Raw genomic sequence first — 25,707 nt, 5'->3', positions numbered from 1 at the left:
TTCCCTCCTAATTTTCAAGTCCAATATTATCTAGGGAAATTTCTCCCATATCACCATCAAAAATAAATTCAAGCCTATTAATTTCTTCTAAATTTATTTTGGGATTTTTCTTTTTGAATTCCTCAAGTTCAATCCTAACACTTGTTGGTGCTGAATAATAAAGAGGTTCGTCAAAGAGATAATCTGTTTTTGTAAGATAAATTTTTGTGGGATCAACTAAAGAAAAATAATCCTTAAGTTCAATTTGAGAAGATTCTCCCCACATATCCGAAATTAAAATTTTTAAACTATTTTTTCTTTTCAACTCATCTAACTTATTAATGTCAAAGACCAAAAACTTTCTCTTTTCCAAAAGACTTCTTAAAAATATCTTATAGGATGCACCCTTTCTGCTATTTAAAAATAAGGCATTGTTATTTCCGTAGTCATCTCCATATTGGTGAGCACCTTCACGAATATTTATAAAATTTTTGTAGTCTGCATAGTCATCTTTATAGCCAATTGTCCTTAAATCAACATCCTCTTCAAAATTTCCAATATTATAAAAGGATGAATCGCTATATCTTGCATAATATTGTGTTTCTGGAAAATCTTTATATTTATAGGGACCATTTTTGAAAAGGGACCTGTCAAAGGATTTTTCAAAAATATTTTCCAAAAAATTATAGGTGTAGAGGCACAAAATTCTCTCTTGAGAAAGAGAATCTATAAGTTCTCTCCTATTAATGTTTAAGCCTTCAATAGGCTCTGAATCAAAATCGCCCCACTTGGAATTAAAATTGCCATGGTTGGCATAGGCTATATAAATAGCAGCCTTAAATTTATCAGAATCTGCTGAAAATTTTACATTATCATATTGCATCATGCCTTCAAATCCTGAAACATCATAGTCATTTGTCCCAGCTAGGGTCAAATAATTTACATCCTTCAAAACAAGTTCCTTGTCTGCTGGCTTAAACTGTGAATAAGTAGGTGCAAGTCCAATTAAACCCTTAATATTAAAATTATAGTCAAACTTAATATTTCCCCTATCAGGATTATCTGTTAAAGCATTATATTTATAGGCAATTGAAACTGCCTCTCCTCCTCTTGAATGGCCTAAAAGACAAATGTTTTGTGAATCAAAAGCTCCAAAAAATTCTGAATCCTTATTTCTATTTTCTTCCAATAAATATTTAATATTTTCCAGCAAAAGAATGGCCCTTGCGTCATTTTCATTGGAAAGAGAATAAGATAAAAATCCATTTAAAATATTCATATCAATGGAAACAGTTGCAATTCCCCTTTGAGCCAAATACTTTCCAAGATATTCATAGCCAAGGTGAGAATCAGTGGTCATTCTGTGATTGCCATGGACTATAAAAAGTATTGGTGCATTTTTTTCGTCTTTCGGTAGATAAACTTCTCCCCTTAAAGGAGCCTTTGACAAATTATTCTTCCAATAAAAATCCCTCACTTTTTTTGTCATGCCGCTATAGGAAACATAGGATGACAAAGACCTTGTCCCTCCGTCATAGGACAAAATTTTTACATCTCCTGTTGCTGATTTTTCGGCAACTGAAGTTTTTTCTATAGTTTCAGGAATTACTTCTCTTTTAAAACCTGGCATTATAAGAAAATATATAAAGGCACAAAGAAAAGCTCCTAGAGGCACAATAAATATTAGAGAAAGGGGTCTATCATTTTTAAAAAGTGAAATTAAGGCCTTGGCAAAAATCACAAGTCCTGTTAAAACTGCAAAAATTAATAAAAAGTATAGGGCTTCACTAAGGTCCAAGGAAAATAGCTTGTCAATAAAATAAGAAAGACCTATAAATAATAAAACATAAACTGCAAGATTTTTAGGTCTAATTCTTTGGACAAGGGTGAAAACATATTTTAAAATAAAAACCAATATGCTTAGGCCCAAATAAATTGCAAGTGCTGCCAAAAAAAGTGAAACAATCCTCGGGACTTTAAAATCACTAAGATAATAAGAATAATCTAGGGCATAGAAAAAAGAAATAAATATTTTTAAAATTTTTTCTGCTCCCTGACTTCTGCCAAATTTCAACTTAAAAAAATCATTTATTTTATTATATATTTTTAAAATTATATTATTTATTTTCATTGTCCAATTTATTCACTTTCAAGTTTTGAAAGTTCTTTTTCATCATAAGTTTCTTCATTATTTGAAGACTTAACAAATTCCTTATCAAATTTTCCCGTCCTTTTAAGGTCTTTAAAGTCAAAAATTTTCACAATAGTTTCGTCATCTTTCTTTAAAGATACCTTGGACATCTCTTGAATAGCATAGGAAGAAATAACAGTTCCCTTGCCTTCATTGGTATAAACTATTTCGCCAACTCTTGGCATTATTTTATTAATACATTCATAACCGCTTTGTTCATATTTTAAGCAGCACATAAGCCTGCCACATATGCCAGAAATCTTTGTAGGATTTAAGGATAAATTTTGATCCTTTGCCATTTTTATGGACACTGGAGAAAATTCACTTAAAAATGTTGAGCAGCAAGTTGTCCTACCGCAACATCCAAGACCCCCAACAATTTTTGCTTCATCTCTAACTCCAATTTGCCTAAGTTCTATTCTAGTCCTAAAAATTGAAGCTAAATCTCTGACAAGCTCCCTAAAATCTATACGGCCATCTGCCGTAAAATAAAAAAGTACTTTTGAATTGTCAAATGTATATTCACAGGATATGAGTTTCATATCCAGATTATGCTCCATAGTTTTTTGTTCACAAATTATTAGGGCTTCTTTTGCCTTGTTTCTATTATCAATATTTATCTTTTCATCTTCAAAAGTAGCAACTCTTATAATGGGTTTTAAATTTGTATTCAAATCTTCCTCTTCAAAGGATCTCATAACTATTACATTTCCAAATTCAAGTCCCCTAATTGTTTCTACTATAACATTATCTCCAATTGTAGCCCCTGTTTCTTGTGGATCGAAATAGTAAATTTTACCATTTCTTTTAAATCTTACTCCTGCTACATCTATCAACTACATACCCCCTATGCGCATTAGTAGCGCCTGCACAGCTAAATCAAAATTAATGTTTTTCCTAAGCCTTTCCTTTGTCAAAAGTATTTCACCATAAATAGAAAGGCACCTATCCAAAGCTAAATTTTCCAGTTCCAATAACTTTAATTTATCTATATTAATTACCTTATCTTTTTTATTTAACTTAATAAAGGCTAAATCCCTAAACCAAATGGCCATAGCCCTTAAAATTTCTTCTATATTTTCCTTATTTTCCCTAAAGTAATCTAAATAGGAAAAAATATAATATCCCCTATCTCTAATTAGGGAATCTAAAACATCTATAAGTTCATAATGCTTTTTTAAAAGCTCACTGTCATTTACATAACTATTGGCAAGATTAATGGAACCGCAAGATAGTCTTGAAAATAAGTCTGCATTATTTTCAGATACTCCTGATTTTATAAGATAATCATAAATCTTTTCTTGAGAAAGATCTGAAAATCTTAAAATCCTGCATCTTGATCTTATTGTAGATAAGAGCTTCATTTTATTTGTTGCCAAAAGTATGATTATGAGATAAACCGGTGGTTCTTCCAAAGTTTTTAAAAAAGCATTTTGGGCTTCGGGCGTTGCCCTGTCAAAATCATTTATTAAAATAACTTTTTTTCCTGCTTCAAAGGGCAGCCTTGCCGCCTTTTCTATTAAATCTTCTATATCTGCCTTTTTTATGGGCTCCTCTTTTTTAATGACAAGCAAATCAGGATGGCTGAATTCATCTGCCAAATTGCAAAAGGATTTTGGATTGTCATTAGAGGCACACAAAATTGCCTGGGCAAAATTTTTGGCCTGAGTGAATTTCCCAACGCCTTCAGAGCCAACAAATAAATAGGAATGTGAAAGTTCTTTATTCTTCAGGGCAAGATCCAGCTGACCTTTTATATTTTTATCTTCCAGAAAAGTGGAGAATTCCCTAAGCATTAGATCCTCTTTGATTCTTCCAAATCTACAACAAAAATTGTGGCACCAGCAACTTCAAAAGATCCCTTTTCAGATTCAATTTTTTCAGCTTGAGTTATTTCTTTAAAAATTCCCTCAATGCCTGCAATTTCTTCTTCTTTACATCCTAATAAAAGAGTGGTATTTCCAGATTTAAAAAATCCACCAGTTGAAGAAAGTCTTGTCACATATATATCTTCAGCTAAAAATCTGTCAATAAGTTCATCCACAAATTTATCTTGAACTATTGCTATTATCATTTTCATTTATATCACCTAAAACCTTTTAAAATCTACAACATTCATTACAAAAATTGTGGCTCCGCCAACTTTTACTTCAACAGGCACTGGAATCATAGCCTGACCTGGAATATTAACAGGGCTAATGGTCTTTGTAATTATTCTTGTCTTGGAATTACTTTCCATTATGTCCATAAACTTTTCATATTCTTCATCATTAACACCTGATAATAAAGTTGTGTTCCCTGCCCTTAAAAAACCTCCTGTTGAAGAAATTTTTGTAACTCTATATCCTTCTTCATTTAATCTTTGGATTAAATTTTCACTATCAACATCTTGTACTATGGAAATAATTAATTTCATTTTAAACCTCCTATACTCTCAAGTATTTTTAAGGTATCTTCATAAACTTTCTCAATACTTTGTGATGCGTCTATAAAATAATAATTGTCCTCTTTTTCTATGTTCCTATAATATTCACGTACTTTTTCATGAAAAGCATCCCCAGCCTTTTCAAGCCTATCAAGGGGAGTGCTTTTTCTCCTATGTGTATCTTCCTTATTTTGAAAAATAAAATTTATGTCAGGTTTTAATCCACCTGTTGCATAGTCATTTATGGCAAATATATCTTCCTGCCTTTGATCTCTTCCATAAGCCTGATAGGCAATAGAAGATAAGACATATCTTTCGCACAAAACTATGTAGCCGTCATTTAAAGCAGGCCTTATTTTTTCATAAACGTGCTGAGCTCTACTTGCTGCATATAAAAGAGCCTCACATCTTATGTCCATTTCCTTATTGTCATTATCTAAAATTATATCTCTTATGGCTTCTGAAATTTTTGTGCCGCCTGGCTCTCTTGTCCTCATTACCTTTAAAGATCTTTTTTTAAGTTCTTCATAGATAAGGGAGCAAATTGTGGATTTGCCAATGCCATCGGCTCCTTCAAAAGTAACAAATAAACTCATTTAACTACCTCAATTTTTTGATCATATAAGCCAACAATTTCTATATCATTTGCCAAATAATACGAAAGGGAATCTATGACATCACTTGTAATTTTTTCTCCATAGGAAACTATGGGAATCCCTGGCGGATAAGCTGAAACATTTGCAGCAGAAATCCTCCCCAAAGAATTTTTAAAATCTATTAAAAGACTTTCTCTTTTTAGGGCCTCTGAAGGCAAAATTTCCATTTGTGGCCTAGGAAATTTTAATTTAATAATTTCCTTAAATTCGCCCCTTGAATTTTCCTCTATGGCCTTAAAAAGTTTTTTTAATTCATAGATAGAATTTTTTGGAGAAATAATTGCCAAAGCATAATATAAATCTCCCATTTCTAACCTTATATTATAAGCTAAATGAAAGCTTTTTACAATTTGACTCCCAGTTTTTCTGGGGAGCCTAAATAAAAATTTCATTGGGTCATAAGAAGAGATGCTTTTATCTTTCACCCTAGAATCCTTAAAAGACGTTTTTTTTCTCCAAGCTGAAATTTCTTCTTCTAAAATTTTCATAGATTTCTTTCCTTCGTCTTCCATGTAGGAAATTCCCTTTTCTTGAGAAGCTATAAAAAGATAGGATGGAGAAGTTGTTGTATATAAATTTATATATTTTAAAACTCTTTCTCTTGTGATTTTTTCAGAATTAATGTGGAGAATAGCAGTTTGTGTAAGGGAGGGAATCATTTTGTGGCTAGAATTTATTACAATATCTGCTCCCAAAAAATTTCCACTATATTTTTTTAAGTCTGAAAAATAAAGGTGGGCTCCATGGGCCTCATCAATTATAACAGGAATATTTTTCTTGTGAAGATAGGAAATGATCTCTTTTAAATTTAAGATGCCACCATAATAATTTGGACTTACTAAAAGGCAAAGCTCAGGTCTTTCCCTTTCCACAGTTTTTTTTAAATTTTCAAGTTCAATGCCTAAAAACTGAGCACTTTCCTCGTCATACTTTGTTTCAATATAAATCGGAATAAGTTCATTAATTAAAACTGAATTAATACATGATTTATGACAGTTCCTTTGTAGTAAAATTTTACAGCCTTTTTCCGCAAGGCAAGAAACTGCAATATTAATAGCACCACTTGACCCATTTGGTATATAAAAAGAATATCTTGAACCAAAAACCCTTGCAATTTCCTCTAAAGAATTTTTAATGGCCCCAGTGGGATTTAATAAATTATCAGTTCCCAAAAATTCTGTCAGGTCCCTATTTATTTTTAAGTCAAAAAAATCCTTTCCCTTATGACCAGGCATGCCAAAGGAAATATCCTCAGCATATTCATCTATGGCCTCATTTATATATTCTTTCATTGTAAAAACTGTCAAATCTCCTTTCCCTAATTATACTATATAAAATAGTCTTAGACTAAGAAAAAAATAAATTTAATTTAATTTGATCAAAAGGCTGAATATTAAGAAATTTTTAATAAAAACTTTACTAAAATTTCTTTTAATCTATATATCATCTTTGCTATAATAATTTTGAGGTGAAAAAATGAATATTATTAGTAAGACATCGAAAGATAAATTAATAGCAACCATAAATTACTTAAATGAAAATACTCGTTTTTTGCAAAATAAAAATTTTATACAACATGGAACCACTTCAATCTACGATCATGTAATTTCTGTAGCTCTTAAGTCAATAGAAATAGCAGAAAAATATAATTTAAATGTTGACTATGCCTCACTTATCCGCGGAGCCCTATTACATGACTATTTTTTATATGATTGGCACAAGCCTCATAAATATAAATTTATTCACGGCTTTACTCATCCAAGATGTGCCTATCATAATGCAAAATCTGAACTGGACTTAAACGAAATAGAAAAGGACATTATAATTAAGCATATGTTTCCTCTTACTATAATCCCACCAAAATATTTGGAAGGCTGGATTGTAACAGCTGCTGATAAAATTGTTACAGTTAGGGAATCAGTAAGGTCTAAGGTAAAAAAACCTATTCATTTGGGGGCTGATATATGATGCTTTTTATAAAATTATATATCAGCTTTTTTATTTATTCAGTAGTTGGATGGATTTGGGAATCCTTTTTATGCTCATCCATAGAATATAAAAGGCTTTTAAATAGAGGTTTTTTGCTGGGCCCTTACTGCCCCATATATGGCCTTGGTGCTACCCTATCCTTCTTAGTTTTTAAAAATATTTCATCTTCCTATCTCATATTTATTTGTGCTGCTCTTTTATGCTGCACAATTGAATATGTTGTTGGGTATTATTTGGAAAAATTTTTTGGAGAAAAATGGTGGGATTATGAACACTATGCCTTTCAAATTCACGGCAGAGTTTGCCTCTATGGCCTTGTAATCTTTGGCCTAGCAAATGTATTTATAGTTAAATTTACAAGCCCCTTTATAATCTTTTCCCTATCCTATTTAAAAGATTCTATTTTAGTAACAATAGCTATTTTAATTACAATTCTTGGAATTTGCGATTTAATTTTAACAATTTCAGCCTTAAAAAAGATTAATCCAAGGCTTGTTAAAATTCACTCACGAATTTCAAATAAAACAGACTCTGTTCTTGAAGATATAACTAATAATCCCTATATAGCAAATGATAAAGTTTTATATAGTGGCAAAATAATTTCCTCATCAATGTGGAAATTTAACGAGAAATTGAAAGAAACCGAAGAAAATATGAGGTATTATAAGGATAATTATTTTTCTTAAAATTAGGCCCAATTAGGGTCTTATTTTTTGCTTTTAAAGGGATTTTACAATTATTTTTCTTTCTTAAAATGAAAAATTTTATTATAAGGACATACAAAATCGTATAATAAATATATAAATAAAAAGGAGATTATTATTTTTATAACAAATCCAGTAGTAGTTTCGGTTGTAGTTCTTCTCGTCCTATGTTTAATTAAAATTCCTGTATTTTTTTCATTAATGATTGCAGCAATTGTTGCTGGACTTACATCAGGCATAGACATTACCACAACTATGAATTTACTCTTTGGCGGCATGGGAGCAAATTCCAACACAGCCCTTTACTATATTCTTTTAGGCTCGCTTGCCTATATTATGGAAAAAACAGGTGCCTCAGAAATTATGGCCTATGAAATTAGCAAGGCAGTTAAAAGCAATAAATTTTTGCTTTACCTTATTATGATTATTATTTCTATCCTTGCAGAATCGGTTATACCAATTCACATTGCCTTTATACCAATTATTATTCCGCCTCTTCTTGCAATGATGAATAAAATGAAAATTGATAGAAGAATGCTTTCTGTTTCCTTTGGCTTTGGTTTAAAAGCACCCTACATTGCAATCCCTCTTGGATATGGAAAATTATTTCACGATATTTTAGAAACATCTTTTGGAAATTCTGGCCTTGAAATTTCAGCTTCAACAATTACAGGCACAACTTGGATTATTGCTCTTATTATAGCGGCAGGTGTTACCCTTGGTCTTATATTTTTCTCAAGAAATAGAGAATATGCAGACAAAAATATTAAACCTAAAGATCTTGTAAATGAAATCCCAAAACTCAATAAGGATCATGTTCTTATATTTTTGTCAGGCCTTATAGTTATAGTAATTCAAATTTTAACTGAATCCCTTCCCCTCGGTGCCTTATGCGGACTTATATTTTTAGTTGTAACGGGAGTTGTAAAGATTAAAAATGTTCAAGATATGTTAAATGGTGGAATTTCCATGATGGGATTTATAGCTTTTGTAATGCTTATTGCAGCAGGCTTTGCCAATATAGTTACAGAATCAGATGCCGTTGATTCACTAGTTAAAATTGCAAGTTCATCTCTTGGCTCATCAAAAATTGTTGCCTCCTATATAATGATTGTTTTAGGACTGACAATAACTCTAGGAATAGGAACATCCTTTGGTACAGTTCCAATTGTAGCTTCAATTTACGTGCCCCTTGCCCAAAGTCTTGGCTATTCAACAAGAGCAATTATTCTTTTAATTACAATTGCGGAAGTTTGTGGTGATGCAGGTTTACCTTCTCCTAACACAACACTTGGACCAACATCAGGACTTTCAGTCGACGGTCAGCACGAACATATTAAGGACACCTGTATTCCGCAAATCACATTTATTGGACTTCCTCTAATAATTGTTGGCGGACTTTTGACAGCTTTCCTATAAAAATTAAAAATTTAAAGGCAGGTGCATTTTAAAAGGACCCTTCCAAATAATGGGTCCTTTTTCTTTTCCACTAAAAAAAGCCATTAGTCAAATGTTTAGACTTAATTTATTAATATTTTATGTAAAAAAATTGGCCTCTAGGGCCAACTTTTCTTTATCTTTTATTCTATTATTTTTGATACTACTCCTGATGCAACTGTTCTTCCGCCTTCTCGAATGGCAAATCTTAGTCCTTCGTCCATTGCTATTGGGGTTATTAGTGTTACTGTAAATGTTGCATTGTCTCCTGGCATTACCATTTCTGCTCCTTCTGGTAATTGGATGTCTCCTGTTACGTCTGTTGTTCTAAAGTAGAATTGTGGTCTGTAGCCGTTGAAGAATGGTGTGTGTCTTCCGCCTTCTTCTTTGGTTAGTACGTATACTTCTGCTTCGAATTTTGTGTGGGGTTTTATTGTTCCTGGTTTTGCTAGTACTTGACCTCTTTCGATTTCGTTTCTTTGTACTCCTCTTAGTAGTAAGCCTACGTTGTCTCCTGCTTCTGCTTGGTCTAGTTGTTTTTTGAACATTTCTACACCTGTTACTACTACGTCTCTTTTTTCGTTTGTTAGGCCTACGATTTCTACTGTGTCTCCTACTTTTACTGTTCCTCTTTCTACTCTTCCTGTTGCTACTGTTCCTCTTCCTGTGATTGAGAAGATGTCTTCTACTGGCATTAGGAATGGGTGGTCGATGTCTCTTGCTGGGGTTGGAATGTATTCATCTACTGCGTCCATTAGTTTTAGGATTTTGTCTCCCCATTCTCCGTCTGGTTCTTCTAGGGCTTTTAGGGCTGATCCTACTACTATTGGTGTGTTGTCTCCGTCAAAGTCGTATTCTGATAGTAGATCTCTTACTTCCATTTCTACTAGTTCGATTAGTTCTGGATCGTCTACTTGGTCTTCTTTATTTAGGAATACTACGATTTTTGGTACACCTACTTGTCTTGCTAGTAGGATGTGTTCTCTTGTTTGTGGCATTGGTCCGTCTGCTGCACTTACTACTAGGATTGCTCCGTCCATTTGGGCTGCTCCTGTGATCATGTTCTTTACGTAGTCGGCGTGGCCTGGACAGTCTACGTGGGCGTAGTGTCTTTTTTCTGTTTCGTATTCTACGTGGGATGTTGAGATTGTGATTCCTCTTTCTCTTTCTTCTGGTGCTTTATCAATGTGGGCGTAGTCTACGAATTCTCCTGATCCAAATCTTTTGTTTAGGATTAGGGTTATTGCTGCTGTTAATGTTGTTTTACCATGGTCTACGTGGCCTATTGTTCCTACGTTTACATGGGGTTTGTTTCTTTCAAATTTTGCTTTTGCCATTATTTTTCCTCCTAGGTTTTTCTTTGTAATTATAATACCCTAATTGACTTATTTTTTCAAGATTAAGGATATTTTTATAAGACTTATAAATTATTTAAAGACATCTATTTTTTTAAGGGCAAAATTTTTCATATAATAGGCTACATAAATTAGTGATGCCGTTTCTGACATTAAATATCCCCACCATACTAAATCAAGTCTATTAAAATGTAAAACTATAAAGGTATAGGGAATAATTATCGCTATATTTCTCATTACTGAATCCATTAAAGTTAAGAGTCCATTTCCAAGAGCCTGAAAAACTGATCCACTGACAATAGAAATCCCTGCAAAGACATAGGATAGAGAAATTATTCTAAGCATGGAAATTCCAATTCTTTTCATTTCATCAGATGCTGAAAATATATCTAATAGCTGGCCGGGAAATATGTGCATAATAACTGTGCCAGCAAACATCATTGTAATGGCACAAAGCATGGCAAGTTTTATAGTTTTAATAATTCTATACCTATTTTCAGCTCCATAATTATAGGCAACTATTGGAACCATACCATTATTTAAACCGAAAACAGGCATTAGTATAAAGGACTGGATTTTATAATAAGCTCCTAAGGCTGCAATTGCACTGGCAGAAAATTTCCCAAGCATTTTATTTAAAAAATAAATTGTTGATGATGTTACGGTAATCATAATTATTGAAGGTAGGGCAACAATATATATTTTTTTAATAATATCTAAATTAAAACTTATGCCCTTAATTTTTACTTCCCTATTTAATTTAAAATTAAAAAATAGGCCTATAACTGCTCCAATAGATTGACCTAAAACTGTTGCAAGGGCAGCTCCCTTAACTCCCATGGCTGGAAGGCCGAAATAGCCAAAAATAAATATGGGGTCAAAAATTATATTAATAATTGCTCCAATCCCTTGAGTTAGCATTGTTAAAACACTTCTGCCTGTTGACTGCAAAAGCCTTTCACAATAAATTTGCATAAAAAATCCAAAAGAAAACATCATGACAATTTTTAAATAATCTACACCATAATTTACAATTTCTGCATTGACATTTTGGGACTTATAATAAATTTGCGGAATGAAAAATGATAGGATCAAAAGAGATATGCTGTAAGCAAAGGTTAAAAACATTCCATTATCAGCAGTTTTATTTACCTTATTAAAATCTTTTTCTCCAAGGGATCTGGACAAAAGTGAATTCATGCCCACTCCTGTTCCAACTGCAATTCCTACCATAACATTTTGAAAGGGAAATGCTATTGAAACTGCTGTGAAGGCCTCCTCCGAAATTTTTCCTATATAATATGAATCCACAATATTATAAAGAGCCTGAATCAACATGGAAATCATTATTGGAAAGGATACTGTAAATAATAATTTTCCTATTGACTGCGTCCCTAATTTATTTTCTTTAAAACTGTCTTCCATAAAATCTTTTTCTCCTCTTTTCTAATACTTAAATATTGTACCTTAAACTTACTTATATTTAAAGGATTTTAAAAGTATTTCATTCCTATGTTATAATATTTTTGAAATTATTAAGCTTTAAAATAATAAGATTTTTATAGAAATTTTTCAATAAAAATTTATAATGTTTTAATGTATGTAAAACTATAATTAAAATTTTTAAAAAGGAGATTAAAATGATTAATTTTTATAGTCCGCAAGATATGAGTGCTTGGTCTGGAAGAATTGATGACGAAAACGACTATCTTTCCTTTAGATGGCATCAATGGGTTAAGCCCTTAAATTTAAATGACAAGTCTTTAAAACCCTTTGAAGGAAAACTTGCCATTGGAATTTTAGGCTTTGAATCAGATCAAGGGATTGAACTTAATAAGGGCAGATATGGCGCCTCTCAAGGTCCCTATGCCATAAGACGTGAACTTTCAAAACTCCCCTGTCAATTTTCAGAAGACCTTAAAATTTTTGACTGTGGAAATGTAACAAGTAAATATACAAATCTAGTTGATGCTCAAAAGGTGCTTGGAGAGGCTGTGGGAAAAATTATTTCCCTTAATATGTTCCCCATTCTTTTGGGAGGGGGCCATGAAATTGCCTTTGGTCACTATATGGGCCTTAGCAATTATCTTGATGACAAAAAAGAAAAAAATCTTGGTATAGTTTCTTTTGATGCCCACTTTGACTTAAGACCTTATGACAAGGAAAAGGGCGGCACAAGCGGCACTATGTTTAGGCAAATTTCAGATCTTTGCAAGGAAAAAAATACAAATTACAATTATTTTGTAATGGGTATTCAAAGGCATTCAAATACTGAAGGGCTTTTTAAAACTGCTAGGGATTTAGGGGCAGAATATATTTTGGCAAAGGATATTATTAATGGTGACTTTAAAAAAACAACTGACAAATTAGATGCCTATCTTGATAAACTAGATAAAGTCTATATTACAATTTGTTCTGATGTCCTAGCAACAGCTTTTGCACCTGGAGTTTCAGCTCCCCAACCCCTTGGTCTTGACCCAGAAAAAATTATTATTCTTCTAAAAAGAGTTTTAAAAACAGGCAAGGCTTTTTCCTTTGACATTGCTGAAGTTAGCCCTCGTTTTGACCACGATTCAATTACTGCAAATATGGCCTCAATTTTAATTTATACAGTAGTAACTGGCCTAGCAGAAAATTATGGTCTTAATCTTATTTACAATTAATTTTAATCCACTCATAGACTTAAAATAAAGGCGACCCCATGGCCGCCTTTTTATAATTTTTACATTTTAAATAGGATTTCATTTTCTATAAATATATGTCTTCTTGAATGTATATCCACATCTCCCATTAATTTATTTAATTCTTTTACTTCATCTTCTTCTGCATTCATCTTATAGTCCCTTGTTAAATATTTTATTCTGTCAAAAAGGCCAATGATTTTTTCATGTTCTCCTAAAAGATTTTCAAAGTCAACTTCTTTTCCTTCTAACAGTTCTTTAAATTCAAATTCTTCTTCACTTGAAAAATGAGAAACAAGTTCTGCCTTTATGAGAAGCAGAACTTCATAGATTACAAAAAGCTGTTCTCCCCTTTGTCTGTAATATTTTTTTATTGCCTTTCTAAATAGGAAATCAATTTTTTCAACTGTCGCAAGTTCATAGGGATGAATTTCGCTAACAATATAATTTACAATTTCTTCCTTTGTCATCTTATAAATTCTATCTAAATCTTCATATTGGACTTCTCCAACTGCATTTAAAAAGTCTTCAAAATTAATATTTTCTTCTTCCAAAACTTTTCCTAATTCTTCTAAGGCAACAAAGTCATATTCTAATCCATATTCTAATAATTTCCCCATAACCTTTGGATTTTCTCTTGCCGCCTCTTCAACTATCATATCTTTTTTTAACATATTTTCCCCCTTGATTTTATTTCAAATCTTCTATAAATCCTCTTATATCTTCCTTATTTGTCCTATAATCAGTTACTAGTCTAATTATAGATTCATCTTCATTTTCTATTTCAAAAATATTATTTTTCTTTAACTTTTCAATTTCCTCTGGATTTGACCTTAAAAATATTTGATTAGACTCTGAAAAAAGTGGTCTTCTATTTATTTTTTCCAACTCTCCTGTTAAAAGTCTGGACATTTCATAGGCCTTTTTTGCATTTTTATAATATAGACCATCTGTAAATAAAACTTTAAAGGAAAGACCAATAATAAAAGATTTTGCCATCATAGCTCCCCTTTGTTTTAAATAATACCTAAAGTCTTTTTTCAATTCATCATTTAAAATCACAAGAGCTTCGCCAAAAATTGCTCCATTTTTTGTGCCGCCAATTGTAAATATATCGCACAGATTCCCATAGTCAGAAAGTTTTGAACCCTTTGCTGCCATTGCATGGCCCAGCCTTGCCCCGTCAATATAAAGATAAAGGTCATTGTCCTTGCAAAATTTATATATTTTTTCCAGTTCACTAGTGGAATAAACTGTTCCAAGTTCTGTTGTCTGAGAAATATAAACCATTTTTAATTTTACATCTACTTCTGTGTTATGAATTTTAAGGGCGTCTATTATATCCTCAAGCCTAATTTTTCCGTCTTCTGAATTTACTACATAAACTTTATGGCCTGTTGCCTCTATAGATCCACTTTCGTGATGACTAATGTGACCTGTTGAAGCCGAAAGAACTCCCTCATAGGGCCTTAAAATAAAAGTTGTCCCTAAAATATTTGCAGCAGTCCCCCCAGAAACAAATTCAATTTCCGCCTCTCTTCCCAATTCTTTTTTTATTAATTCTCTAGCTTCCATTGATATGTCATCAAGACCATAGCCTGAAAAATTTTTAGCAAATATCTTTTCCATTTCCCTATAAATTTCTATGGATCCAAAGTCTTTGTAGTCATTCCTAAAATTATTCATAATTACCCCCTTTTTCATAAATACCCAAATTATTTTAAATCCTATAATCATTATATAGGATGTCAAAGTTTTTGTAGTAGCTTTCAAATATTTTCAATATTTTTAAGGTTATAAAGTAAATATAGCTAAAAATTTATTTTTTTTGTAATAGGTTTAATAAAAATTAATTATGGTATAATATGAATGAAAATTTTATTTGAAAAAGGTTAGATTATGATTAAAAATTTAAAAAAGAATCCGCCTCTTGTAATATGCCTATCATTTATAGTGCTAATATTTACAGGAGCTTTTCTTTTGAATACAAAAATGGCATCTGTCAGCGGAGAAAATATTGGCTTTGTCAATGCTCTTTTTACTTCAACATCTGCCAGTTGTGTAACTGGTCTTGTACTTGTAAATACTTCAGAGTATTGGACAGCTTTTGGCAAATTTATAATTGCCTCTCTAATTCAAATTGGCGGACTTGGCACTATGGTTTTTCTTTCCCTTATTCCCATGCTTTTTCACAAAAGAATTGGTATTGTTGAGAGAAGAATTTTAAAGGAACAGGTGAGCCATGATGCAACGAAGGGAATTATAAAATTAGTTATTTATATTATTAAATTTAGTTTGGGTGTGGAATTTGTTGGGGCAATTTTATTGGCCCTTAGGTTTATTCCTCAGTACGGATTTATAAAGGGAACGTTATTTTCCCTATTTCATTCTGTTTCTGCCTTTTGTAATGCAGGCTTTGACTTAACTGGAAATTCTTTAATGAATTATCAATCCGATGGGCTTATAACTTTAACAATTTCTAGCTTAATTATAATTGGGGGGCTTGGCTACACAGTTTTTCTTGAAATTTATAGGCATAGAAATTTTAAAAATTTAAGCCTTCATTCCAAGGCTGCAATTTCTATATCCTTAATATTATTAATTATTGGCACTCTTGGATTTTTTCTTCTTGAACACAATCAAATTTCAATGAATAATCTTGACTTAAAGGGAAAGATACTTACATCATACTTTATGTCAGCATCATCGAGAACAGCAGGATTTAATTCACTTGACCTATCAAAAATTCAAGAAGGCTCTGTCATAATAACAATATTTTTAATGTTTATTGGGGCATCGCCAGCTTCTACTGGTGGCGGTATAAAGACTACAACTTTTGGTGTTTTGTTATTTTCAACAATTTCTGTTTTAAGAGGAGATGAAGAAGCGGAAATTTTTCACAAAACTATTCCCTATGATGCCCTTGTTAAAAGTTTATGTATTTTCTTTTTAGCATCTGGCCTTGTAATAATTTCTTCCCTTGGCCTTATGATTATAGAGGACGGAAGATTTTTATATCTTGATATATTATACGAAATAGTTTCAGCCTTTGGAACAGTTGGTGTATCTAGGGGGATTACTTCAAATTTAAGCTATCCTTCAAAAATTATATTAATAATTTTAATGTATATAGGAAGAGTTGGTGCAGCAACGCTTGGCATTGGCATTTTAAATAAAAAGACAAAAAAACACACAAAATATTCACATGGAAAAATAATAGTGGGGTAAAAAATGAAAACTTTTATTGTATTTGGTAGTGGTAGATTTGGTTCTACTGTAGCTAAAAGATTATATGATTTAAATAATGATGTAGTAGTTGTGGATTCCAATTCGGAAATAATTGATCAAATTTCTCCCAATGTTACAGAAGCAATTGTATGTGACTTGGAAGACGAAAATGCCGCTGATGAATTAGGCCTAAATAATTTTGATGTTGCAGTTGTTGCCATTGGTGGTAATTTAGAAGCTGCAATTATGGCAGTTCTTGCATCTAAGGAAGCAGGCATCCCGAGAATTGTAGCAAAAGCTGCAAATTATAGGGCAGGAAAAATTTTACAAAAAGTTGGGGCAGATAAAATTATTTATCCCGAAAGAGATATGGGTTATAGGCTTGCCAACAACTTAGCAAATAAAAATTTAATTGACTCCTTTCAAGTTTCTAAGGGATATGGAATTTTTGAATTTGAAGCAAATCATGATATGATTGGAAGAAGTTTAGAAGAAATAAAATTAAGGGGCAAATATAATTTTACAGTTCTTATGATAAAGAGAAAGGGCGAAATTTATGTAAATCCAACTTCAGATTTTCAAATACAAAAAGAAGACGTACTGACAATCCTTGGATCCGATGAAAAAATAAAAAAATTCAATGAAGAAAATTAATAAAAATAAATTTGCATAATAGACTATAAAAAACTAAGGCGACCTTTTGGCCGCCTCTTTTAATTTATAAAATATTCCAATTACTTTCTTCTTTTAAGAAATCATATTGACTTTGCAATTGTTCAAGCTGATAATTTTCCCAATATTCAAGCTCTCTATAAAGCCTTTTTGCATCTTCAGATTTTGCCCTTTCTATTGCCTTTTTATAAAAATCAATAGATGAATTTTTAAGTTTTATGGCTTCAACAAAAATTGAAAGGGCAAAAATTCTATTTTCAGAAGTCATTTCCTTCCAGTTTATTTTTTCTTCTTCAACCGAAGTTTCTTCCATATTTAAAACTACAATTGGTTCTCCCTTTAATTCCTTAATTAAGGATTGGAGATATAAGAGATGTTCATACGACTGCTTGGCAAGAGAGCCAAAAACTTGAGATGCAATATTTCCCTTTAAAATTTGCCTTGACTTTATATAGAACCTTACCATAGTTTCTTCATTTTCATAGGCCTTATGGACAATGGAAATATCATCCATAAAAATTTTATCTTCCCTGGAACTTTCTTCAAGATTTTCAAAGTCTTCAGTAATTTCTAGCCTTTCTTGAATAGCTTCAGAATTTAAATTATTTAAATCAATTTCTTCTTCATTTATTAAAATTTTGTGAGATTTAACTTCGTCATCTTCTTCATCCTCTTCAAAGCCATTTATTCTCGCATTTCGAACGGAACCTGCTCCTGTTACAACAGCTTTTTGATAAAGGGGAAGAACCTTTCTTAAATTGTAACCATAAACCTTTGTAAAGGCCTGAATAAGAGTGCCAAAATTTAAAAGCTGGGTTATTTCCAAATAAGCCCCAAGCATAACCATGTTGGCAACTTTTGGATTGCCAATTTTTCTTGCAAGCTCACTTGCCGGCACAAGATAAACATTTATATCCTTTCTCTTAGGTGTATATTTTACTAAGGATTTATTTATAAATAAATTTCCACCCTTGGCAAGTTTCCCTTCAAGGTCTTCAAAATTATCCCCACTTAAAATTATAATGTCAGTAACTTCTTTATTTTCACATTCCAAATGATTATTACTAATTACTAGGCAAAATCTTACTTGCATTGAAGATTTTTTGCCATAGTTGGGAAGCCAGATTATATTTTTATCTTCATTCATTCCGGCAAAAGATAAAAGTTTTCCCATACTCATAACTCCGGAGCCGCTAAAACCAGTTGCTATTATCTTTCTATTTACCATTTTTACCTCCCCAAATATTACTATGTTTTTATTATACTACCTTAGCAAGATGAATTTAAAGTGTTTTTTAAATATTTGTTAAAATTTCTACAAAATTTATAAAACTTTAATTAATTCTTTTTTTAATATAAAATGTATTAAGAAATAGGGAGATGAATATGGAACTTTTATTTACAATTTTAAATTTACTCACATTTGTAGCTATCGGTTATATTTTAAGAAAAATTAATTTATTTTCACATGCCAGTGCAGGAGAATTAAATTCCTATGTCTTTAAGGTTGCCTTTCCCATAAATATTATTATGTCCTTTTATGGAAGAGATCTTTCAGATGTTTTGAAGGCAGATTTATTTTTATATATTGGTCTTATGTTTATAATTTCCTTTGCCTTTGCATATTTTGTTGCCTGCCTTCTCCATCCTGACAGATTAACAAGAGCTGTTTCAACAGTTGCCATATATAGGGGAAATTTTATAATTATGGGCTTTCCAATTTTAACTGCTCTTTTTGGAGAAATTGCCCTTGTGTATGCAGGAATTGTCATTGCCCTTTCTCAAATTTTTTATAATTTAACAACAGCTTGGCTTTATGAAAGAGCAATCGGCGGTAAAAGCGACTTTAAAAATTTACTTTTAAAGATAATAAAAAACCCCATGCTTATTGGAGTTTTAATTGGAATTATAATTAACGCCTTAAAAATAAATATTTATTTTTTGGAAGAACCCTTCAGGGCCCTCGCTGCAACAGCAACTCCTTTTGGACTTATGATTTTAGGCCATGGTCTTGATTTTACTTTTAATAGGGAATATTTAAAAGACACCTTGATTATTTCCCTTTCAAAATTAATTTGCCTGCCTCTTATAGCCTATTTTGTGGCTGGATTTTTCTCAATAACAGAAATTGAAAAAACAATTTCAGTTATTTTATTTGGCTGTCCAACGGCAATTATTTCCTTTACCTTTGCAAAAAATTATAGGGCCAACACAGATCTTGCTCAAAATTATGTCCTCTACACCACCCTTTTATTTTCCTTTACAATTTATTTAGTTTTAAATCTTATCTCCTAATTATTGACTATTTTTAAAAAAAGTTATATATTATTAGCAGAGGCATTTTGTGAGTGCTAAAGGAAGGATGATAAGATGGCAAATAAAAAATTTAAAACAGAATCCACAAGACTTATGGATTTAATGGTAAATTCCATTTATACAAATAAAGAAATATTTTTAAGGGAGCTAATTTCTAACGCATCTGATGCCATGGATAAGATGTATTATTTGGCTCTAACCGATGAAAAATTAAATTTTAATAAGGACGATTATTATATTAGACTTTCCCTTGATAAGGAAAATAGAATTATAACTATTGAAGATCATGGAATTGGCATGACTGAAAAGGAACTTGAAGAAAATTTAGGAACAATTGCTAAATCCGGTTCCCTTGATTTTAAAAAATCAAATAAAAAAGATGACGACCATGAAATTATTGGTCAGTTTGGTGTTGGCTTTTATTCAGCCTTTATGGTTGCAGATAAAATTGAAGTTTTGACAAAATCTTATAAGGAAGAGTCTGCACATCTTTGGGCCAGCAAAAATGCCAATGGCTATAAAATTGAAGATGGTGTTAAAGATGATCACGGCACAAAAATAAGTCTTTATTTAAAGGCCAATGATGAAGATTTTTCCTATGATGAATTTTTAGATGAATATAAAATTAGAAGTCTTGTAAAAAGATATTCAAATTATATTCGCTATCCCATTAAAATGCTTGTTGACAAAAAAAGACCAGCCAAAGATAGCACGGAAGATGACCCAAAATTTGAAGACTATAAAGAAGATGAAGTTTTAAATTCCATGGTTCCCCTATGGAGAAAAAATAAAAATGAATTAAAGGATGATGACTATAAAAACTTTTATACTGAAAGGCATTTTGGTTTTGACGAGCCTTTAAAATATCTTCACTTAAATATTGAAGGCAGTATTTCCTTTAAGGCAATTTTATATATCCCCAAGGAAAGACCCTTTGACTTTTTTAATATGGAAAGAAAAAGAGGACTTGAACTCTATTCAAATGGAGTTTTGATAATGGAAAACTGTGAAGACCTTCTCCCTTCTTACCTTTCCTTTGTAAAGGGAGTTGTGGATAGTGAAGATATTTCTCTAAACATTTCACGAGAAAATCTTCAAAATACAAGACACCTTGCCTTAATAAAAAGATCAATTGAAAAGAAAATTTTTGATGAACTAAAAAAAGAATTAAAAGATAATAAGGAAGAATATATAAAGTTTTTTGAAAATTTTGGCATAGTTTTAAAAACAGGAGCCTATGAAACTTATGGGGCAGCTGCCGATAAGTTAAAAGACTTTTTCATCTACAAGACAACAAAAAGAGATTGGGTAAGCCTAGATGAATATTTAAAGGCCATGGAACCTGGTCAAGAATATATATATTATGGAGCCGGCGATTCAATTGAAGCAATAAAAGAACTTCCTCAAATAAAATCCTTTATAGACAAAAATTATGAAGTTCTACTTTTCAATGATGCAATTGATGAATTTTTAGTAAAAGTTATGAGAACCTACGGAGAAAAGGAATTTAAATCTATTTCTGAAGCCGATTCTCAAAATGACAAGGAAAAAGAAAGTGAAGAAGAAAATTCACTTTTAAAAGAAATGAAAGACCTTTTAAAAGATGAAGTTGTTGATGTTAGAGGAAATGAAAATTTGACAAAAGATGTAGCCTACCTTTCAAGTAGAGGTGAGATTTCAATTGATATGGAAAAAACCCTAAGACATATGCCAGGGCAAGAAGGCTTTAAGGCCCAAAAAATTTTGGAAGTAAATCCAAAACACCCAGCCTTTGAAAAGCTAAAAGACTATCAAAAAAATGATAAGGATAAATTTAAATTATATACAAGCCTTTTATATAACGAAGCAAGATTAATTAGCGGCCTTGAAATAGAAGACCCCATAGAATTTGCAAGGAATATAGCCGAGCTTATGTAAAAATTATTATGCGAAGACATAGGGGGCAATTTAAAAAATGGAGCATTCCCTAAAGGTATGCTCCATTAATTTTTTCCTAATTGTTCTTAGACTTACTGGTTTAAAAATTATTTTTTATTATGTTAGATACCACTTTCCATTAGGATATTGGGATAAGTTTCCCTTTCTTTCCCATAATATATTTCCATTCATGTCAAGAGCAAGTAATTTATCATAGTATTTATAATCATTTGTAAAAGTATCTTTAACAATTCCTTCTTCGACCCACTCATTAATATAAATCTTATCTTTATCAATATATATTACTGATTGATCTTCTTTTAAATTTAATTCAAACTTTCTTGGATAGTAAGAAATAAATTTATCATCTGAACTACATATATGAAATTCATAGCCATCTTCTAAAGCTAAATTATATAAATTAATGTTATCTAGAGATAATTGAATTATACTTTCTAAGGATTTTTCAGGATAGTATTTTATCAAGTCAATTACATTTTTATTAAAATCAACTTTTAGAAAATAGAAAAAATCATTTTTAAATTTAGCATAAGTATAAGTCACATTCTTTTCTTTTTCAAAGGGAGTATAGACTTTATTATTATATAAATCATAAAATCTAATTACTGCTCCTTGATAATAGCCATTTTCTTTAATCCAATCAGGTATTTCATAAAAAGTTTCCAAATCTGAAATTGAATTATAAAATCTATATTGGCCTAAAATATTTTCAAGATATTCTCCATACACTTCATCAAAAGTTTCTATTTTCATATTATTATTCTCCATCTATAGGTCTGTGCTTAATCTAAAAATAGGTGAAAATTAATTCGCCTATCTTTATATTTTTTTATTTTGCTCCTGTAATTTTATGGCTTATAGCCCATAGGAAAAATTTTATGCCTGGCATGGGATCTTTTATATGCCAAGTGGAAGATACTTTTTTAAATCTATAATCCTTTAGAATTTTTCCAAGACTCATTTGACCTGTTTTTAAATAAGCCCTAATGGCAAAAATATCTTCGTATTTATATTTCCAATAGACTCCTTTATTTTCTGTAATTTTTGGCCCTTCAAAATCTTCTCCTATGGAGTCTAAATAATAGTAAAAGGGATTTTTCATACCCATGGCATATTGTAAAAATACAAAATTTACAAATCTAACATTTATTTCTATCAAATAAATCTCGCCTGATTTTTCATCTCTTTTTAATTCAACTTCTCCAAAACCCCTATAGTTTTCTCCCTTAAATAGGGGCACGCATATGTCATAAAGCTCAGAAATATATTCCTGCTTGGCATAGGTTGATGCTCCAAAATTTATGGGCCACTGGCGAATTTTTGATGTTGTCATAAAGGATTTTACTTCTCCGTCTCTTCCCATATAAACATCAAAGGAATAGCAGTTTGATTCTGGACCCTTAATTATTCTTTGGACAAAGGCTTTAAGTCCTGATTTTTTTACTTTTTCAATGGTTTCTGTAAGCTCATATTTATTCTTACACCTAAAGGCTTTTTGCCTGAATTTATTTACAAAGGGCATAGAATCACGAGGTTTAACTATACATGGATAGGAAAATTCTCTATCTACCCTTTCAATTACATCTTCTTCATCTAAATCTATAATTTCAGGTGTTTTTATTCCATATTTTTCTGTAAATTCTAAAAGACTTTTTTTGTCCATTAACTTTTTATAAAAGCCCTTTTTGTCATTAGGCCACAGATAATATTCTTTAAGCTCATCAAAATTATTTTCCATAAATTCTACATAGAGGTCTGCCGTTGGATATAAAACTGGTTTTACTTCTTCTTTTTTAGCATAGTCTATTAAAAATTTGACAAGTTCTCTTTCTTCTTTTTTATAGTGAGGGACAATTAAGGCCTCTTTAACATATTTTGACCTGCCGTAATGACTTTTTTCATAGTCAATGGAAACTACATAAATTCCTTCCATGCCAAGGACTCTTACGACTCCAAGGCCAATATAATAATTTGTGCCTAAAACTACTGCCTTATTTTTATATTTCATAAAATCACATCCATTTTAATAAATATATTTTAGCGAATATCCTTTTAATTTTCAATTAATTGGATATAAATTAAATAAATGGTTATAGGAGGTTAATATGAAAGTTAATTTTGCAGGTAATGAAATAGATTTAGGAGAAAATCAAGTAAAGCCTTATGATAAGGCTCCAGAATTTAAGGCTATCAAAAATGATATGAGTATTTTTGATTCCAAGGAAACTTTAGGAAAAACTGTTGTATATTCAGTTGTTCCTTCCATTGATACGGGAGTTTGCTCACTTCAAGCAAGAACTTTTAATGAAGAAGCTGAAAAACTTGGCGATAATCTTTTAGTTGTAACAATTTCTTGCGATCTTCCCTTTGCCCAAAAAAGATTTTGTGCCACTGAAGGCATTAATAATTCTATAACAGTTTCTGATTATAGATTTCACGATTTTGGCAAAAAATACGGATTTTTAATGGATGATTTAAAACTTCTTTCAAGGGGAGTTGTTATTGCTGATAAAGATGGGAAAGTTGCCTATGTAGAATATGTAAAGGAAGTTTCTCACGAAGTTGATTTTGAAAGTGCCCTTAGGGAAGTAAAAAAACTAATCTAATGGAAATAAATATTATATCTGTCGGGAAAATTAAGGAAAGCTATTTTCTTGACGGCATTGATGAATATAAAAAAAGGATGGGCCCCTACTGCTCCATTAAATTTACCCAGCTTAAGGATGAGCCAGCAGGAGAAAATATTTCTCCCAAAGATGAAGAAATAATTTTAAATAAAGAAGGGGAGAGAATTTTAGAAAAAATAAAAGACGAAGATTATGTAATAGTCCTTGATCTTTCAGGGAAAACTATGGATTCTCTTGCCTTTGCAAAAAAATTTGAAGGTCTTATGGTTAGCGGCATAGGAAAAATTGATTTTGTTATTGGAGGATCTTTAGGTTTAAGTGAAGATGTAAAAAAAAGGGGGAATTTTTCCCTTTCCTTTTCAAAGTTCACCTTCCCCCACAAGCTTATGAAATTAATTTTAATGGAGCAAATTTATAGGGCCTTTAGGATTATAAATAATCACCCTTACCACAAATAATTATATAGTCTTTAAAATCTCCAAAAGTCTTTTGTAGCCTAGCGGAGATTTTTTATTGCCCACGGCATTTATGGAATAATTATTGTCAAAAATTATTTCAACTTCATAATAAATTGGTTTTTCCTTAAATTTATTCCAAGATTCTAGAGGGAGTTTTATAATTTCGTCATTAAATATGGCCCAAGAAAAAGAAATGTCCTTAGATTCTCCCTTGCCGTCAAAAATTCTTTCTTCATTGGCTTTCCCCTTATATAAAACTTGTCCAAATCTATCCCTGTTAAAATAATAAGAAATATCAATCCTCTTATCCTTTAAATAGAGTTCCTTTATAACAGTTTCTGCAAAACAGTAACCTTCATTGCATTTTTCTTCTTTTAATTTTTGCATATATCTATTTGGACTTATAACTTTTTTATTGGTGAATTTTCTAGCCTTCAAATTATCACCTCAAATTTAATATAGCATATAAAGATATTTATTTTTACATCATATTACATATTTATTTTAAAGGTATTTATAAAATCTTTTCAAGTTCTGAAATGGTTCTATTTAAAATCTCTTCCTTTAGGGGTGGCTTTCTTAATTCTAAAGCTTCTTCAATTAATTTTTCTAGGTCTTTATTATAGCCTTCCCTTAATTTATCTTGTCCCTTTTTAACAAGAGTACCTAATTTATTAAATTTTATAAGAAGAATCCTTTCTTTTTCTATTTGCCTTAAAAGATGATATAGCGTCCAATTTACATTTATTTTTGTTTCCACTGCCTTATGACTAATTATAAGTCCCTTTCCCTTTAAATCTAAAAGAAAAGTTTTCAAAAGGTCTCTGTCAAAATCAGAAAAATAAATTAATTCAAGGTTCTCAATTTTTGAAACTTTTTCCTTGTAAGCTGCAAATCCCTTATGACCTAAAAGATAACCAAGAGAATTTCCCAAGTCATCTGTCATTAAAAAACGAGCTTCAATTTCAAATTTTTCTGCTGAATTTTTTATCAAATTTTTCTTGTCATCATCAAAGCCAAAGGCTAGTAACTTTTTCATATCTTCTCCTTA

26 protein-coding genes are annotated in these 25,707 nt (G+C 31.1%); 10 read left to right on the top strand and 16 right to left on the bottom strand.

Annotated elements, in window-relative coordinates; all coding sequences use genetic code 11:
- Positions 1 to 7: 7 nt before the first annotated feature.
- The 7 genes from BQ4446_RS03000 to BQ4446_RS02970 are packed head-to-tail and all read right to left on the bottom strand — an operon-like array spanning position 8 to position 6,558.
- Positions 8 to 2,110, bottom strand: a complete 2,103-nt coding sequence (locus tag BQ4446_RS03000) for an alpha/beta hydrolase (RefSeq protein ID WP_071026538.1) — start codon at positions 2,108 to 2,110, stop codon at positions 8 to 10.
- Positions 2,111 to 2,118: 8 nt separating this feature from the next.
- Positions 2,119 to 3,006, bottom strand: coding sequence for a PSP1 domain-containing protein (locus BQ4446_RS02995; protein ID WP_071026536.1), 888 nt, complete (start codon positions 3,004 to 3,006; stop codon positions 2,119 to 2,121).
- Entirely contained in the window at positions 3,007 to 3,966 is a 960-nt protein-coding gene (locus BQ4446_RS02990; RefSeq protein WP_071026534.1) for a DNA polymerase III subunit, read from the bottom strand.
- Positions 3,966 to 4,250: a cyclic-di-AMP receptor gene (locus tag BQ4446_RS02985; RefSeq protein ID WP_071026532.1), complete on the bottom strand. Its 285-nt coding sequence runs from the start codon at positions 4,248 to 4,250 to the stop codon at positions 3,966 to 3,968. Before BQ4446_RS02985 ends, BQ4446_RS02990 begins: the two co-directional genes overlap by 1 nt.
- Before the next feature lie 9 nt (positions 4,251 to 4,259).
- The gene (locus BQ4446_RS02980) at positions 4,260 to 4,586 is read right to left on the bottom strand and encodes a cyclic-di-AMP receptor (RefSeq protein WP_071026530.1); all 327 of its coding nucleotides are present in this window, start codon (positions 4,584 to 4,586) and stop codon (positions 4,260 to 4,262) included.
- The gene (tmk, locus tag BQ4446_RS02975; RefSeq protein WP_071026528.1) at positions 4,583 to 5,191 is read right to left on the bottom strand and encodes a dTMP kinase; all 609 of its coding nucleotides are present in this window, start codon (positions 5,189 to 5,191) and stop codon (positions 4,583 to 4,585) included. Before tmk ends, BQ4446_RS02980 begins: the two co-directional genes overlap by 4 nt.
- Entirely contained in the window at positions 5,188 to 6,558 is a 1,371-nt protein-coding gene (locus tag BQ4446_RS02970; RefSeq protein ID WP_245149650.1) for an aminotransferase class I/II-fold pyridoxal phosphate-dependent enzyme, read from the bottom strand. Before BQ4446_RS02970 ends, tmk begins: the two co-directional genes overlap by 4 nt.
- Positions 6,559 to 6,727: 169 nt before the next feature.
- Between BQ4446_RS02970 and BQ4446_RS02965 the strand changes: the two genes are divergently transcribed.
- The 3 genes from BQ4446_RS02965 to BQ4446_RS02955 all read left to right on the top strand — a co-directional run bounded on the left by BQ4446_RS02965 (position 6,728) and on the right by BQ4446_RS02955 (position 9,363).
- Complete coding sequence (locus BQ4446_RS02965; protein ID WP_071026526.1) at positions 6,728 to 7,219, top strand: HD domain-containing protein; 492 nt, start codon at positions 6,728 to 6,730, stop codon at positions 7,217 to 7,219.
- On the top strand, positions 7,216 to 7,926 hold the full coding sequence (locus BQ4446_RS02960; protein WP_245149649.1) for a putative ABC transporter permease: 711 nt from the start codon (positions 7,216 to 7,218) through the stop codon (positions 7,924 to 7,926). The genes BQ4446_RS02965 and BQ4446_RS02960 overlap by 4 nt, the downstream gene beginning before the upstream one ends.
- Before the next feature lie 114 nt (positions 7,927 to 8,040).
- A complete protein-coding gene (locus BQ4446_RS02955) occupies positions 8,041 to 9,363 on the top strand; it encodes a GntT/GntP/DsdX family permease (RefSeq protein WP_335341268.1) in 1,323 nt (440 codons plus the stop codon).
- A 161-nt stretch (positions 9,364 to 9,524) separates the two neighbouring features.
- Here the strand turns inward: BQ4446_RS02955 and tuf are convergent, their stop codons facing one another.
- Positions 9,525 to 10,718: an elongation factor Tu gene (gene tuf / locus BQ4446_RS02950; RefSeq protein ID WP_071026522.1), complete on the bottom strand. Its 1,194-nt coding sequence runs from the start codon at positions 10,716 to 10,718 to the stop codon at positions 9,525 to 9,527.
- Between the two features lie 90 nt (positions 10,719 to 10,808).
- Positions 10,809 to 12,161 carry an MATE family efflux transporter gene (locus BQ4446_RS02945; RefSeq protein ID WP_071026521.1) on the bottom strand — a complete coding sequence of 451 codons (1,353 nt, stop codon included), beginning with the start codon at positions 12,159 to 12,161 and terminating at the stop codon, positions 10,809 to 10,811.
- 215 nt (positions 12,162 to 12,376) lie between these two features.
- On the opposite strand from BQ4446_RS02945, the gene hutG reads away from it, so the two are divergent.
- Positions 12,377 to 13,399 (top strand): formimidoylglutamase, encoded by a 1,023-nt coding sequence (hutG, locus tag BQ4446_RS02940; RefSeq protein WP_071026519.1) that lies wholly within the window; start codon positions 12,377 to 12,379, stop codon positions 13,397 to 13,399.
- Positions 13,400 to 13,458: 59 nt separating this feature from the next.
- Here hutG and BQ4446_RS02935 read toward each other — a convergent pair whose 3' ends face one another.
- Entirely contained in the window at positions 13,459 to 14,091 is a 633-nt protein-coding gene (locus BQ4446_RS02935) for a hemerythrin domain-containing protein (RefSeq protein WP_071026517.1), read from the bottom strand.
- Between the two features lie 16 nt (positions 14,092 to 14,107).
- Positions 14,108 to 15,103, bottom strand: a complete 996-nt coding sequence (locus tag BQ4446_RS02930) for a threonine aldolase family protein (RefSeq protein WP_071026515.1) — start codon at positions 15,101 to 15,103, stop codon at positions 14,108 to 14,110.
- Positions 15,104 to 15,316: 213 nt separating this feature from the next.
- Here BQ4446_RS02930 and BQ4446_RS02925 point away from each other — a divergent pair, with 213 nt between their 5' ends.
- On the top strand, positions 15,317 to 16,645 hold the full coding sequence (locus tag BQ4446_RS02925) for a TrkH family potassium uptake protein (protein ID WP_071026513.1): 1,329 nt from the start codon (positions 15,317 to 15,319) through the stop codon (positions 16,643 to 16,645).
- Positions 16,646 to 16,648: 3 nt separating this feature from the next.
- Positions 16,649 to 17,299 (top strand): potassium channel family protein, encoded by a 651-nt coding sequence (locus BQ4446_RS02920; protein WP_071026510.1) that lies wholly within the window; start codon positions 16,649 to 16,651, stop codon positions 17,297 to 17,299.
- Between the two features lie 64 nt (positions 17,300 to 17,363).
- Here BQ4446_RS02920 and BQ4446_RS02915 read toward each other — a convergent pair whose 3' ends face one another.
- Entirely contained in the window at positions 17,364 to 18,545 is a 1,182-nt protein-coding gene (locus BQ4446_RS02915; protein WP_071026508.1) for a 2-oxoacid:acceptor oxidoreductase family protein, read from the bottom strand.
- Between the two features lie 158 nt (positions 18,546 to 18,703).
- Between BQ4446_RS02915 and BQ4446_RS02910 the strand changes: the two genes are divergently transcribed.
- Positions 18,704 to 19,612 carry an AEC family transporter gene (locus BQ4446_RS02910; protein ID WP_071026506.1) on the top strand — a complete coding sequence of 303 codons (909 nt, stop codon included), beginning with the start codon at positions 18,704 to 18,706 and terminating at the stop codon, positions 19,610 to 19,612.
- 75 nt (positions 19,613 to 19,687) lie between these two features.
- Positions 19,688 to 21,550, top strand: coding sequence for a molecular chaperone HtpG (gene htpG / locus BQ4446_RS02905; protein WP_071026505.1), 1,863 nt, complete (start codon positions 19,688 to 19,690; stop codon positions 21,548 to 21,550).
- Between the two features lie 117 nt (positions 21,551 to 21,667).
- On the opposite strand, the gene BQ4446_RS02900 is transcribed toward htpG, so the two are convergent.
- Together BQ4446_RS02900 and BQ4446_RS02895 are read right to left on the bottom strand one after the other, a co-directional pair.
- Positions 21,668 to 22,324, bottom strand: a complete 657-nt coding sequence (locus BQ4446_RS02900) for a hypothetical protein (protein WP_071026503.1) — start codon at positions 22,322 to 22,324, stop codon at positions 21,668 to 21,670.
- Positions 22,325 to 22,400: 76 nt separating this feature from the next.
- Positions 22,401 to 23,579: a carboxylate--amine ligase gene (locus BQ4446_RS02895; RefSeq protein ID WP_071026501.1), complete on the bottom strand. Its 1,179-nt coding sequence runs from the start codon at positions 23,577 to 23,579 to the stop codon at positions 22,401 to 22,403.
- Between the two features lie 97 nt (positions 23,580 to 23,676).
- On the opposite strand from BQ4446_RS02895, the gene tpx reads away from it, so the two are divergent.
- The gene (gene tpx / locus BQ4446_RS02890) at positions 23,677 to 24,177 is read left to right on the top strand and encodes a thiol peroxidase (protein ID WP_071026499.1); all 501 of its coding nucleotides are present in this window, start codon (positions 23,677 to 23,679) and stop codon (positions 24,175 to 24,177) included.
- Positions 24,177 to 24,656 (top strand): 23S rRNA (pseudouridine(1915)-N(3))-methyltransferase RlmH, encoded by a 480-nt coding sequence (gene rlmH / locus BQ4446_RS02885; protein ID WP_071026497.1) that lies wholly within the window; start codon positions 24,177 to 24,179, stop codon positions 24,654 to 24,656. The genes tpx and rlmH overlap by 1 nt, the downstream gene beginning before the upstream one ends.
- Here the strand turns inward: rlmH and BQ4446_RS02880 are convergent, their stop codons facing one another.
- Complete coding sequence (locus BQ4446_RS02880) at positions 24,657 to 25,094, bottom strand: hypothetical protein (RefSeq protein ID WP_083329022.1); 438 nt, start codon at positions 25,092 to 25,094, stop codon at positions 24,657 to 24,659.
- Positions 25,095 to 25,170: 76 nt separating this feature from the next.
- Positions 25,171 to 25,695 (bottom strand): DUF3783 domain-containing protein, encoded by a 525-nt coding sequence (locus BQ4446_RS02875; RefSeq protein WP_071026496.1) that lies wholly within the window; start codon positions 25,693 to 25,695, stop codon positions 25,171 to 25,173.
- Positions 25,696 to 25,707 lie beyond the last annotated feature (12 nt).

This window comes from Peptoniphilus raoultii (genome assembly GCF_900099555.1).
Taxonomy (GTDB): domain Bacteria; phylum Bacillota; class Clostridia; order Tissierellales; family Peptoniphilaceae; genus Peptoniphilus_A; species Peptoniphilus_A raoultii.
This window is presented reverse-complemented; position numbering and strand designations above follow the sequence as displayed.

Excerpts from the sequence above, each read along its gene's own strand:
- BQ4446_RS03000 (WP_071026538.1), bottom strand. The coding sequence starts at position 2,110 with ATGAAAATAAATAATATAATTTTAAAAATATATAATAAAATAAATGAT.
- BQ4446_RS02990 (WP_071026534.1), bottom strand. The coding sequence starts at position 3,966 with ATGCTTAGGGAATTCTCCACTTTTCTGGAAGATAAAAATATAAAAGGT.
- BQ4446_RS02985 (WP_071026532.1), bottom strand. The coding sequence starts at position 4,250 with ATGAAAATGATAATAGCAATAGTTCAAGATAAATTTGTGGATGAACTT.
- BQ4446_RS02980 (WP_071026530.1), bottom strand. The coding sequence starts at position 4,586 with ATGAAATTAATTATTTCCATAGTACAAGATGTTGATAGTGAAAATTTA.
- tmk (WP_071026528.1), bottom strand. The coding sequence starts at position 5,191 with ATGAGTTTATTTGTTACTTTTGAAGGAGCCGATGGCATTGGCAAATCC.
- BQ4446_RS02965 (WP_071026526.1), top strand. The coding sequence starts at position 6,728 with ATGAATATTATTAGTAAGACATCGAAAGATAAATTAATAGCAACCATA.
- BQ4446_RS02960 (WP_245149649.1), top strand. The coding sequence starts at position 7,216 with ATGATGCTTTTTATAAAATTATATATCAGCTTTTTTATTTATTCAGTA.
- tuf (WP_071026522.1), bottom strand. The coding sequence starts at position 10,718 with ATGGCAAAAGCAAAATTTGAAAGAAACAAACCCCATGTAAACGTAGGA.
- BQ4446_RS02945 (WP_071026521.1), bottom strand. The coding sequence starts at position 12,161 with ATGGAAGACAGTTTTAAAGAAAATAAATTAGGGACGCAGTCAATAGGA.
- hutG (WP_071026519.1), top strand. The coding sequence starts at position 12,377 with ATGATTAATTTTTATAGTCCGCAAGATATGAGTGCTTGGTCTGGAAGA.
- BQ4446_RS02935 (WP_071026517.1), bottom strand. The coding sequence starts at position 14,091 with ATGTTAAAAAAAGATATGATAGTTGAAGAGGCGGCAAGAGAAAATCCA.
- BQ4446_RS02930 (WP_071026515.1), bottom strand. The coding sequence starts at position 15,103 with ATGAATAATTTTAGGAATGACTACAAAGACTTTGGATCCATAGAAATT.
- BQ4446_RS02925 (WP_071026513.1), top strand. The coding sequence starts at position 15,317 with ATGATTAAAAATTTAAAAAAGAATCCGCCTCTTGTAATATGCCTATCA.
- BQ4446_RS02920 (WP_071026510.1), top strand. The coding sequence starts at position 16,649 with ATGAAAACTTTTATTGTATTTGGTAGTGGTAGATTTGGTTCTACTGTA.
- BQ4446_RS02915 (WP_071026508.1), bottom strand. The coding sequence starts at position 18,545 with ATGGTAAATAGAAAGATAATAGCAACTGGTTTTAGCGGCTCCGGAGTT.
- BQ4446_RS02910 (WP_071026506.1), top strand. The coding sequence starts at position 18,704 with ATGGAACTTTTATTTACAATTTTAAATTTACTCACATTTGTAGCTATC.
- htpG (WP_071026505.1), top strand. The coding sequence starts at position 19,688 with ATGGCAAATAAAAAATTTAAAACAGAATCCACAAGACTTATGGATTTA.
- BQ4446_RS02900 (WP_071026503.1), bottom strand. The coding sequence starts at position 22,324 with ATGAAAATAGAAACTTTTGATGAAGTGTATGGAGAATATCTTGAAAAT.
- BQ4446_RS02895 (WP_071026501.1), bottom strand. The coding sequence starts at position 23,579 with ATGAAATATAAAAATAAGGCAGTAGTTTTAGGCACAAATTATTATATT.
- tpx (WP_071026499.1), top strand. The coding sequence starts at position 23,677 with ATGAAAGTTAATTTTGCAGGTAATGAAATAGATTTAGGAGAAAATCAA.
- rlmH (WP_071026497.1), top strand. The coding sequence starts at position 24,177 with ATGGAAATAAATATTATATCTGTCGGGAAAATTAAGGAAAGCTATTTT.
- BQ4446_RS02875 (WP_071026496.1), bottom strand. The coding sequence starts at position 25,695 with ATGAAAAAGTTACTAGCCTTTGGCTTTGATGATGACAAGAAAAATTTG.